Genomic DNA, 11,240 nt, shown 5'->3' on the forward strand with positions numbered 1-11,240 from the left:
TTGAAGATGAAGTACCGTTTGCTGGATTTGATTCGGATTTAGCTTTATCTTCAATAAAACGTTTAAAAGATGTTGTTAGGAAAGAAAATCCAATTATTTTCTTTGGACATGATATGGAGCAAGAAAAGGGCTGTAAAGTGTTCCCAGCTTATTTGTAATATAGCATATAAAAAGTGGTTCTGTTGCAAAGTTTTCTATATAAAGCTACACTCTAGAAAACAGGATTTAGGAGAATCAGACATGAGATATTTTAAAGGAAAACAATTCAAGAAAGATATTATTTTAGTAGCTGTCGGCTACTGCTGCCGTTTTTCTTTAAGTTATCGCGATGTATCTGAAATCCTGAAAGAACGTGGTATTTCAGTTCACCCAACAACCATCATGCGATGGGTTCATGAATATGGAAGCCTCATCTATCAAATTTGGAAAGCGAAAAATAAATCTGCATACTTATCTTGGCATTTGGATGAGACTTATATCAAAGTTAAGGGAGAATGGTGTTATCTCTATCGTGCAATTGATAAAGATGGACATACATTGGATATTCAACTTCGTAAAAAACGGGATCATTAGGCTGCCTATGCCTTCATGAAAAAATTAGTAAAGCATTTTGGAGAACCAACGGTTCTCACTACAGACAAAGCGCCAGCATTACTTTGCGCATTTAACAAATTAAGAAAACAAAGATTTTATCAAACTACAATCCATTGTACAATCAAACATTTAAACAATCTTATTGAACAGGATCATAGGCATGTAAAGAGACGTTTTGCTAAATCTGCAGGATTTCAAAATCTTCGTCATGCTTCACGTACGATAAAAGGTATCGAGACCATTCATGCCCTATATAAACAAAGGCGAAGTCTTCAAAGAGACTCCGCCTTTTCAACGTGCAATGAACTTCAACAATTACTAGCTACTCCCTAAACATTGTTCCTCATTTACCAACCTGTTTATGCTTTTTTCAAACTTTGCAACAGAACCCAAAGAATATGGAGAGGTTAGGATTGAAATATCTGGAGAACAAAATACATCCTTTTGCGGACAGTCCCAGGGAATTTGCAATGAAGTTTAGAAGAGAAATATAAACAATAAAAGGCATAATTGCGTCTATCGATATAGGAAAAACATGCTTATGGCAAAAGGAGCACTGAGATTACTAAAAGTTACTCTATACAAATGAAGATTTTGAAGCGTATCATTATCTTAAAATGGATATTTCTACAATATGAATAAGTTTCAGAGTACTTGAATGAGTCATATGTATAATCCTTTGCTTTTAAATTGTAAAAAGTAAAAGAATACATGTCAGTAATAAACAAGGGAGAATTACATTTCTCCCCTGTTTATTACTGTTTTAGTGATGGCGAAATTATCGGTAGATACACATAAAAAGTCGTTCCTTCTCCAAACTTACTTTTTACAGATACTGTTCCTCCATGTGCTTGAGTAATAGTCTGAGTAATTGCAAGCCCTAGACCAGATCCACCATGCTGTCTTGTTCTGGAATCATCAATTCTATAAAAACGATCGAATACATAAGGAAGGTTTTCTAATTTTATGCCTGATCCATTGTCCTTTAGGGATATTTCTACTTGATTTTCTAAGACCATTAAAGAAATTGTTATTTTGCCTGTAGTAGAATCAGTATGTTGGACGGCATTATGAAATAGGTTTAAAATAATTTGTTTGATTTTATCAGCATCATAAGTACCTTTTACTCCTTCTGTTAGATCATATGATATCTGTCGATGTCCACCTAAAACGCTTAATTGTGGTTTCATCTGCCAGATAAGTTTGGTGAGATTGGTTTCCGATAAATGTAGTCCAGGCTCACGATCCATTTTTGCAAGAAAAAATAAATCTTCTACTAACTTTATAATGCGTTTTGATTCGCCGTGCATACTGTTTAAAGCATTATAAAGCTGTTCAGGACGATCAGCTGCGCCTCGTAATAATACTTCTAAGAAACCATGAATAGATGTAAGTGGTGTTCTTAGTTCATGAGAAGCATCGGCAATGAAACGTTTCATTTTCTCTTTTGTTTCTCTTTCATATTGAAAGGATGCCTCTAATCGCTTCAACATGTTATTATATGCTAAAGCTAATTGATCAACTTCTTCTTGTCCTTGGTGTGTAGGTAGTCGATCAGCCAAATTATCCGCATTCGTATTTTTTACTGCATTTACAATGTTAGAAAGAGGAATCAATGTGTTTTTTAGAACTGGTAAATATAGCGCTAAACCGATAAGTAGAGCTAGTACAGATAGAACAACGAATGTTAGTAATTGCTGAAATAGAACATCACGTAAAGGAGCAGTATCTGTTCCAATTTGAAGAATTTGATTAGGAACTTGATTAAAATCTCCATCGGAACCGTTTGGAAGACTCCGAATAGGTTTAAAAACAATTAATTGTTCAATCCCTTCTTTATTACGTACTACTTTATAGGTTACTTGTTTACGATTCGAGAACTGTTCTAATATTTTTGCATACTCTTTGCTTGATAACTTTGGAGAGGACATTCCAGTACTCTCTGCGAAGTCCTTATAACCACTAGCTGGTCCGATAATTGCAAGTGAAATATCTTGTGAAAACAGAAATCTTGGTCGATTAGGATCAGGATGTTTTTTTTCATTATTTTCCGAGTTAAAAGGAAGTAAATCTATTTCTGGTGGTAACGACATCATCTTCGCTCGTAATGTCTCGGCTTCATTTTTATACAGGAAGTCTTTCATTACCCAAAATTGTAAAAGACCAATACTCAAAAGAATAAGAGATAAAATAAATAATGTTCGAGTTAAAAGTTGCTTTCGTAGGGAGTGAGGCAGTAGCCTTTTGTTTTTTAAGAACTGGATTCTTTTAATCATGGTAAATCCACACGATACCCCGCTCCCCTAATTGTGCGAATGAGTCGGTGTTCTTTATCTTTTAATTTTTCCCTGAGTGAACGAATATACACTTCCACAATATTTTCATCACCTTGAAAATCATATCCCCATACTTTATCAAGTATCACACCTTTACTTAGTACAATCCCGTGGTTAATTACAATATATTTAAGTAGCTCGTATTCAGTAGGAGAAAGTTCCAAAATATCATCTTTAAATCGCAGTTCTTTTCTACGGTCATCCACTTTAAAAGGACCATAAATAATCTCGTTGAATAAATTAGGAAACTGATTACGAAGACGTGCGTGTATACGAGCAAGTAATTCATCAAAACTGAAAGGTTTAATTACATAATCGTCTGCACCTAATGTTAATCCTTTCACTCGATCATCTACTTCGTCTTTTGCAGTAAGCATAATTACGGAAGTAAGAGCGCCACTTTTTTTAATCATTCGACATACTTCAAACCCATCTGTACCAGGCATCATTACATCTAAGATGGCTATATGAGGCTGAAATTCTTGTACTAAGTTAATGGCACTTATTCCATCTGTCGCTTTTTTTACTACATACCCTTCGTTCATTAACCCGATCTCTAAAAACTGTAAAATATGGGGTTCATCATCTACTATTAATATTTTAACCCCTTTAAGAGAGTTCATGTTCTATGCCTCCTTTTTCTTCATTATTGTTAGTATCTACGATTATGCTTAAAATTTGCTGAAAGTCATTCAAATACCTGGTAGTTTTTTATTTTTTTGTCATTTTCTCTTTTAATACGAAAGATATTTCATGTATTCAGGAAACTTTCAGCTTATTTTCAAGTCCACTTCAGATAGAAGAAAGATAATACATTCAGGGCCTAGTTAACTTTATAAAATGATTAAGGAGTTGTAATTCTATGTTTTTACAATTGAAAAAACGATTTGATGTTCCTCTAATATTCATAATCTTGTTAGCACTTTTTTTAAATGGCTATAATATTTGGACGGATCACTATGTGAATACTTATTATACGACTGCAGTAGCAAGTATGCTGCAAAACTTTCATAATTTCTTTTTTGGTTCCCTTGATTCAGCCGGGTCAGTAACGGTAGATAAACCACCTGTTGCATTTTGGATTCAAACGATTAGTGCCTATATTTTGGGGTTGCACGGTTGGAGTGTAATTTTACCGCAAGCATTGGCTGGGATAGGATCCGTATTGTTGATTTATTTTTTAATTAAACCTTCTTTTGGTGTAGTTGCTGCACGTCTTAGTGCCTTAGCCTTTGCATGCACACCAATTGCAGCTGCAGTGAGCCGAACAAATAATATTGATAGCATGCTTGTATTTACTCTTTTGTTAGCTACTTGGCTCTTGTTTAAAAGTGTGAAGCGTGAAAGTGTTTGGAGTCTTTTAGGATCTTTCGCGGTAATTGGGATAGCTTTTAATATGAAGATGCTACAGGCATATATGATACTGCCCGCTTTTTATCTCTTTTATCTTTTATCTGCGAAAATAAACTGGAAAAAAAAGATTGGTTTCCTTACTGGGGCCACAGCTATCATGCTCGTTATTTCTCTTTCTTGGGCGGTAATTGTAGACAGTATTCCTGAAAATAAACGTCCGTATATCGGAAGTAGTGAAACAAATTCAGTTTTAGAATTAGCATTTGGTTACAATGGCATATCACGTCTTACTGGGAATCAGGGAGTACCTGGTGCGAAGGAACATCAACAATCGCCTCAAAATAATATGTGGGGAATGCCAAATGATGGCGCTGAGAATGGCAAACAGGAAGTTCCAGCAGATAAAGGAATGCCTAATGCAAATGATCAATCTCAACCACCTCAAGGTAACAATAAAGTAGTGCAGAAAGATAATCATCAAAATGGAGCTAATTTACCACAAGGAAATGGTGATAATGGTCAAGGATTCCAAATAAACAAAGGGGATGGTCCACCGACAGGTAAAAATGGTGGTCCAGGTGGCATGGCAGGCGGTATGTTTGGAACTGGAGAAAAAGGGCCGTTCCGTCTATTCCAGTCTGAATTATCCGGTCAGGCTAGTTGGCTGTTACCGTTTATTGCTATTGCTAGTATTAGTTTATTGGCTAGTGTAAGAAGAAATAATATAACCTTAAAACATAAAGAAGCTGTCTTTTGGCTCGCATGGTTAATTCCAGTTATGGTATTTTTCAGTATTGCTGGATTTTTCCATCACTATTATTTAATAATGCTTGCGGCTCCTATTGCAGCTCTATTTGGAGCTGGTTCGGCACAGCTTTTTGAGGATTATAAAAATAATACTGGTTGGAAGTCTTGGTTATTGCCAATTGCAGTTGTAGGAACAGCAGGTTTCCAATGGTATATAATGCATCCTTACAGTGATGTCATTGGAGCTGAGTGGCCACTTTGTATAGCAGTAGCCGGAATTATCATGACTTTCGTACTTGTTTTGTTCAAGGGTAAGAAGATTGTATTGCCTTTTACGCTGCATATTGCAGGATTACTTATATTATTAATCGGACCATTGTATTGGGCTGCTACGCCGATTACATATGGTGGAAATAGTATGCTCCCACAAGCGGGCCCAAGTTCAGCTGATGGTAAAGGGGCTTTTCCAGGAGCAATGCCTGGATTTTCTGGACAAGGAGGACCGGGTGATAACGGACTTCCAACTGAACGAGAATATATTGAAAAAGATTATGCTTCACCAGAAGATCACATGCAAATTCCAAACCCTAGTAGAAAATCTTCAGGATTACCAGGAAGCAAGCCAGGAGGTATGGATAACGAGAGTTTAGATGATAAAACTTTTTCATATTTAAAGAAAAACAATACTGGTGAACAATACTTATTTGCTACAACAAGTTATCAAACCGCAGCTCCTTACATTATAGATGAAGGAGAATCTGTAATAACGATGGGTGGATTTTCTGGTTCTGATCCAGTGTATTCTGTTGAAAAATTAAAAGAGTTGGTAGTAAGCGGGAAAGTAAAGTACTTCCTCATTTCAAATGAAGGAATGAGGGGCGGGAGTTCTGAAGTAACGAAATGGATTCAAGAAAATGGTGAGAAAATACCTTCTGATGAGTGGAAGACAAAACAAAATGGTGGAAAAGAAGGTATGAATATGGGTGGTCCTGGGCGCTCAAATACTTTATATAAAATAACTTTGTAAAGGAGTGGTTAGAGTGGAAAGCAATATATGTTATTCAATAATCATCCCCATGTATAACGAAGAAGCTGTTATTGAAGAAACGTATCGAAGATTGAAAAGGGTCATGAAAGATGCAAATGGTACGTATGAATTACTATTTATTAACGATGGAAGCCAAGACAAATGTGCGGATATTATAAAGCAATTTATGATAGGTGATAAGACAGTGAAACTCATCGATTTTTCACGGAATTTTGGTCACCAAATTGCAATTACAGCTGGTATGGATTATGCAAATGGGGATGCAGTTATCATTATTGATGCTGATTTGCAAGACCCACCAGAGCTAATTTTACAAATGATTGAAAAATGGAAAGAGGGGTATGAAGTAGTCTACGCAAAACGAATGAAGCGTAAGGGTGAAACATGGTTTAAAAAGTGGTCAGCAAGCACGTTTTATCGCGTGCTTCGCGCCTCCACAGATATTGATATACCAGTAGATACGGGAGATTTTCGCCTTATGGATCAAAAGGTATGTAAAGAAATGAGAAAGATAAACGAAAATAATAGATTTGTTAGAGGATTAGTTAGTTGGATCGGATTTCGTCAAATAGCAATTGAATATGTTCGAGATGAAAGAGTAGCAGGTGAAACCAAGTATCCCCTTAAACGAATGGTAAAGCTATGCCTAGATGGGATTCTGTCTTTCTCTTATAAACCTTTGAAGTTAGCAATTTATTCAGGTTTACTTCTTTCTAGCTCAGGCTTTCTATACTTTATATATGTGCTATATCTTACTTTATTTACTGAAGTAACTATGAAAGGGTGGCCTTCCATCATTAGTATTATGTTAATTTTTAATGGGTTTATGCTATTTATGTTAGGCGTTATCGGTGAATATATTGGGCGAATTTATGATGAAACAAAAGGGCGACCTTTATATATTGTTCGAGAATTTTATGGGGAACAGGAAAGTGAAAAATTAGCGATCCAACATGAGACAGCGTATGAATAAAGACTTAATACGAATTTTTAAGTTTTTAATAGTAGGTATACTGAATACGGGCATAGATATAGTAATCTTTTCATTACTTGTCATGGGGGACGTGCCCATATTACTGGCGCAATCAGTCTCCTATTGTTGTGGTGTAGCTAACAGTTACTTACTGAATAGGGTTTGGACATTTGAACAAAAAAGAAGTCAAGTTGCAGCATTTAAATTTATGTGTGTTAATCTTTTAAGTCTTATTGTAGTATCTCTAATACTAAGAAGTATGTATGATACCTTGGAGCAGTCGTTGATTGTCTCTAAAGTGACTGCAACTTTGATTGGTAGCTTAATAAACTATGTAGGATCGAGGTATTGGGTGTTTCATACTTCCCACACTAAACAAGTGAATTAAGATGCGATGCGATGTAATGAAATGAATTGTTTTCTATTATTATATAGATGTAACATATGGAATTGGCAAGAACTATATAAACTTTTGCAGTGAAATCGTGTGGCTAATTTTTTGTTTTTTTATTGCAAAAAACTTTCGTAAGAGATTTTACATGTAAGGTTGAACTTTTAAGAAAAAGTTAAGGAATGAAAGTCACAATGGGCTTATCAAAAAATATACGAGGTGGAATAAAAAATGGAACAAACGAAACAAAAGTTAATACAAATTTTACTCATAGTAAATTTAGGGATTAGTACGTGTGCAGCTATCGGAGTAGGCTATGTAGCTTACAAACAAAGTAAAAGTCCGGATTTTTCAGAGATGGGCTCAAGAGGGCGCGATAAGATGTTCCCGGGTAATGGTAATGGTAATGGTAATGGTCAATTCCAGCCGGGGCAAGAACAATCGGGGCAAACTCAACAATGGGAAGGAGAATAGAATTTTGAAAAAGTGGATTATCATTTCAACCATTATTGTTGTAATAGGAGGAGCAAGCACTTGGTTCTTTTTACATAAAACAGATAAAACACAAGGTGTTGTGGCTGCATCTCAAACAACGACAGTGCAACAAGGGAAACTGGAAGTAGCAGTTAGTGGATCGGGTTCGGTTACAGCAAATACAGATCAAGATGTAACAGCGAAAGATACAATCCTTATTGTGGATAGTATAAGTGTAGCGGCTGGAGATACAGTAAAAAAAGGTGACACACTTGTAATATTTAAAAATGGTGCTGTTGTTACGGCTCCATATGATGGGGAAATTAAATCAGTTAGTGCGAAAAAAGGCGGCAAAGCGTCACAAGGAACAATTCTTCTTCGTATGGAAGATGCAAATGGATATACATCACCTGTAACGAGAGGGAATAATAGTGCAGGTTCGGATAAAGCAAGTGGTGGAAGTGGCTTGACAGCTGATAGTGTTAGTGTGAAGGAAGGTGATGTTGTAGAGGCAGGTGCAACACTCGTAACCTTTACAGATGGAAGTATTTTGCAAGTTCCAGTAACTGGGACAATTACAAGTCTTTCTGTTGCAAGCGGTGATTCGGTACAGGCTGCGGATCCAATTGCACACATAACAAATTACAACGCATTGCAAACAACTATTAGTGTTGATGAATTAGATGTACCGAAAGTAAAAGAAGGTCAAGCGGTAACAATAACAGCAAGTGCATTCGGAGAGGAAACATTTAGCGGAAAGGTAACAAATGTAGCAACAAAAGGAACAGCTGAAAAAGGCGTTTCTACATTTGACGTAACTGTACAAATTGAAGATCCGAAAAATATGAAAATTGGTATGTCGACTGAGGCAAGTATCTCAATAGAAAGTAAAGAAGACGCATTATACGTTCCAGTAGAAGCGGTGCATACAAACGGAAATGAAAAATATGTACTAGTTCCTACATCTTCAGACGATGCGACACAGTCAACAAAAAAAGTGACAGTAGAAACTGGTATTTCAAATGATACGCATGTAGAAATTACAAAAGGGTTAGCAAAAGGAGATACGGTGCAAATACCGAGAGTTCAATCTAAAGGGAATTCTTCTCAAGGACCTATGATGATGCCTGGCGGAAACTCTCAAGGGGGATTTGGTGGCGGCAATTTCCAAGGAAGACCTGGTGGTGAGTTTGGAGGAAGATCTAACGGCGGAGCTCCAGCTGGCGGCGGACAAGGAGGGCGTTAATATTATGGTAGAGCCAATTATTCAAATAAAGAACATGAAGAAAGTCTACGAACTTGGCGGCGAAACAGTAATGGCTCTAAAAAGTGTTTCCCTCGATATTCAAAAGGGGGATTTTATCTCTATCATAGGACCATCAGGCTCTGGAAAATCAACATTTATGAACATGATCGGATGCTTAGATCGACCGGATTCAGGTGAATACTTACTAGATAATGAAGAGATAGGGAAAATGAAAAGCTCTCAACTTGCAACTATTCGAAATGAAAAAATCGGTTTCATTTTTCAAAATTTCAACCTTATAGCGAAGCTTACAGCAGTTGAGAATGTCGAGCTTCCACTCATTTACCGAGGCATGAAAGCGGGAGAACGAAGAGAAACGGCATTAGAAGCATTACGAAAAGTAGGATTGGCAGATAGAGCGAATCATTTGCCTTCTCAATTGTCGGGTGGGCAACAGCAACGTGTTGCAATAGCACGTGCGTTGGCTGGACAGCCTCCTATTCTACTAGCAGATGAACCGACTGGAGCACTTGATAGTAAAACGAGTAAAGAAATATTAGGAATTATGAATTCATTAAATGAGCAAGGGCATACCATTATTCTTATTACGCATGATTTAGATGTTGCAAAGAAAGCAAGCCGTGTCGTTCGGATTCACGATGGACAGCTCTATGAGAATGGAGGTGAATGGTTTGCAGACACTCAAAATGGCACTGAAAAGCATTAGAGCAAATAAAGTTAGAGCATTCTTAACGATGCTAGGGATTATTATCGGTGTATCCTCTGTTATAGTCATGGTTGCGATAGGACAAGGATCGACAAAAGAGGTACAAGATCAAATTGGCAGCTTAGGTACAAATGTATTGACTGTAACAGTTACGGATTCAGATGCTACATTTAAAGAAACGGACGCAAAACAAATTCAGGATATCGATGGTATTAAAGCAATTGCACCAACAGTGTCAGGAAGAGTAACAGTGAAACATGAAAAAACGAATACACAAGTATCAATGATTGGAACAACTTCTTCTTACTTAGAGGTCCGCGATTTAAAGCTGCAATCTGGTCGTTTCATTGCAGACTTAGATCAGGGGAATCATTCAAAAATTGCAGTACTTGGTTCAGACACAGCACAAACATTATTCGGTTTAGGAGACCCGGTCGGTAAATCAGTAAAAGTGAACGGAACATCCTATAAAGTTGTTGGGGTTCTTGAATCAGTGGGAAGTTCATTAGGAACAAGCGGAGATAGTACAATTATTGTCCCTCTTAGCACCGGACAGCGTTTAGCTGCTACTACGAATGTTGGGACAACATATGTGAAGGTGAAAAATGAAGATATGATTAATTTCATATCGACCCGCATTGAAAGAACGATGCATTCAATCTTAGGTGATACTGATAGTTATAGTGTATCAAGTCCAAAAGATTTAATGGAAACTGCGTCATCAGTCAATGATACTATGACATTAATGCTAGGCGGAAGTGCAGCAATCTCTCTTATCGTAGGCGGGATTGGTATCATGAATATTATGCTCGTATCAGTTTCAGAACGTACGAAAGAAATAGGCATTAGAAAAGCAATTGGAGCAAAGCGTAAAAATATTCTGCTTCAATTCCTTATCGAAGCAGTTGTGTTAAGTTCGTTCGGTGGAATAATTGGAATAGGGATTGGGGTAATCAGTGCTCAAATATTTACGCTAGCCACAGGTACAACAATAGCGTACTCTATACCGGTTATGCTGTTATCATTTGTTTTCTCTTTATTAGTTGGAGTTGTATTCGGTGTATTTCCGGCGAATAAAGCGTCTAAACTTGACCCAATTCAAGCACTACGATATGAATAGAAAAAACAAAGCGATCGTGTCCAGCGATTGCTTTGTTTTTTACTATATAAGAAAACAGGATTCTAAAAATGTAATTATATAAAAAGATACTGATTCATAAAGGAGTAGTAATAAATACATCGAAGTTGATATTATCTTATGTGAACTACTCGCCACTTAGCAAAGCTTGAAGTGGGAGCTTCTCAGTTCCACGACGAAAGTACCCTTTCGTCTCCCTGAGCGTTACTTCGG

At 36.8% G+C, this 11,240-nt stretch carries 9 protein-coding genes and 2 pseudogenes; 9 read left to right on the forward strand and 2 right to left on the reverse strand.

Going from position 1 to position 11,240, the window contains the following annotated elements; translation table 11 throughout:
* Both MR155_RS29910 and MR155_RS29915 read left to right on the forward strand, forming a co-directional pair.
* Positions 1-158, forward strand: a pseudogene (locus tag MR155_RS29910) (quorum-quenching N-acyl homoserine lactonase AiiA); the annotation flags it as partial.
* 82 nt (positions 159-240) lie between these two features.
* Positions 241-927, forward strand: a pseudogene (locus tag MR155_RS29915) (IS6 family transposase).
* Positions 928-1,349: 422 nt separating this feature from the next.
* Here the strand turns inward: MR155_RS29915 and MR155_RS29920 are convergent.
* Positions 1,350-2,768, reverse strand: coding sequence for a sensor histidine kinase (locus MR155_RS29920; RefSeq protein WP_396027187.1), 1,419 nt, complete (start codon positions 2,766-2,768; stop codon positions 1,350-1,352).
* 98 nt (positions 2,769-2,866) lie between these two features.
* Positions 2,867-3,553, reverse strand: coding sequence for a response regulator transcription factor (locus MR155_RS29925; RefSeq protein WP_078205168.1), 687 nt, complete (start codon positions 3,551-3,553; stop codon positions 2,867-2,869).
* 239 nt (positions 3,554-3,792) lie between these two features.
* Between MR155_RS29925 and MR155_RS29930 the strand changes: the two genes are divergently transcribed.
* From MR155_RS29930 to MR155_RS29955, 7 genes are all read left to right on the forward strand, one after another.
* On the forward strand, positions 3,793-6,057 hold the full coding sequence (locus MR155_RS29930; RefSeq protein ID WP_215559709.1) for an ArnT family glycosyltransferase: 2,265 nt from the start codon (positions 3,793-3,795) through the stop codon (positions 6,055-6,057).
* Positions 6,058-6,070: 13 nt separating this feature from the next.
* Entirely contained in the window at positions 6,071-7,051 is a 981-nt protein-coding gene (locus tag MR155_RS29935; protein WP_139359389.1) for a glycosyltransferase family 2 protein, read from the forward strand.
* Positions 7,044-7,439, forward strand: coding sequence for a GtrA family protein (locus MR155_RS32325; protein WP_176126988.1), 396 nt, complete (start codon positions 7,044-7,046; stop codon positions 7,437-7,439). The genes MR155_RS29935 and MR155_RS32325 overlap by 8 nt, the downstream gene beginning before the upstream one ends.
* A 234-nt stretch (positions 7,440-7,673) precedes the next feature.
* Positions 7,674-7,916 (forward strand): hypothetical protein, encoded by a 243-nt coding sequence (locus MR155_RS29940; RefSeq protein WP_215559708.1) that lies wholly within the window; start codon positions 7,674-7,676, stop codon positions 7,914-7,916.
* A 4-nt stretch (positions 7,917-7,920) separates the two neighbouring features.
* Positions 7,921-9,162, forward strand: a complete 1,242-nt coding sequence (locus MR155_RS29945) for an efflux RND transporter periplasmic adaptor subunit (RefSeq protein ID WP_078205164.1) — start codon at positions 7,921-7,923, stop codon at positions 9,160-9,162.
* 4 nt (positions 9,163-9,166) lie between these two features.
* Positions 9,167-9,889 (forward strand): ABC transporter ATP-binding protein, encoded by a 723-nt coding sequence (locus MR155_RS29950; RefSeq protein WP_078205163.1) that lies wholly within the window; start codon positions 9,167-9,169, stop codon positions 9,887-9,889.
* A complete protein-coding gene (locus MR155_RS29955; RefSeq protein ID WP_373696015.1) occupies positions 9,855-11,009 on the forward strand; it encodes an ABC transporter permease in 1,155 nt (384 codons plus the stop codon). Before MR155_RS29950 ends, MR155_RS29955 begins: the two co-directional genes overlap by 35 nt.
* Positions 11,010-11,240: the final 231 nt, after the last annotated feature.

It is taken from the genome of Bacillus cereus group sp. BfR-BA-01331, assembly GCF_022663915.1.
GTDB lineage: Bacteria > Bacillota > Bacilli > Bacillales > Bacillaceae_G > Bacillus_A > Bacillus_A mycoides.